Origin of the sequence: Kocuria subflava (assembly GCF_012163155.1) — a bacterium.
GTDB lineage: Bacteria > Actinomycetota > Actinomycetes > Actinomycetales > Micrococcaceae > Kocuria > Kocuria subflava.
On record NZ_JAAVUN010000243.1, the window covers coordinates 1 to 522 of the forward strand.

General features: G+C 69.7%; 1 protein-coding gene. It reads right to left on the reverse strand.

The window, feature by feature from the left end:
- The coding region (locus tag GTW58_RS13985; RefSeq protein WP_168023649.1) for an aminotransferase class I/II-fold pyridoxal phosphate-dependent enzyme at window positions 1-522 on the reverse strand (522 nt) is incomplete at both ends.

Sequence of the window (522 nt, forward strand, 5' to 3'; positions counted from 1 at the left end):
CACGGCCAGTTGCAGGGGCGCGGCGGGGGAATGCGTCAGGTAGGTCTTGATCGCGCGTGCACCCGTGACCAGTTCCTGCGGCCCCGTGAGCCATCCGATGCGCCACCCGGTCGCGCGGAAGGTCTTGGAGGCGGAGGAGACCACCAGCGTGCGTTGCGCGATCGCCGCGGCCAGCTCCGGTTCCAGCGGCGAGCTCCCGCCGCCGGCGGCCAGACTCGCGTGGGCGCCGTTGAAGCGCAGATGTTCGTAGACCTCGTCCGTGATGACCACGGCGTCGTTGGCAAGGGTCTCCCGGGCGATGATCTCTGCCGTCGCCGTGTCCAGGACGGTCCCGGTGGGATTGTGCGGGTCGTTGACCAGGACCGCGGCCGTCCGGGGCGTGAATGCCTGCCGTAATTCCTCGGGATCCGGGGTGAAATGCGGTGGACGCAGGGGGACCGGACGCAGGTTGGCCCCGATGAAGGACACCACCGCCGCGTACAGGTCGTAGTAGGGCTCGAGGACCACGACGTCGTCGCCGGG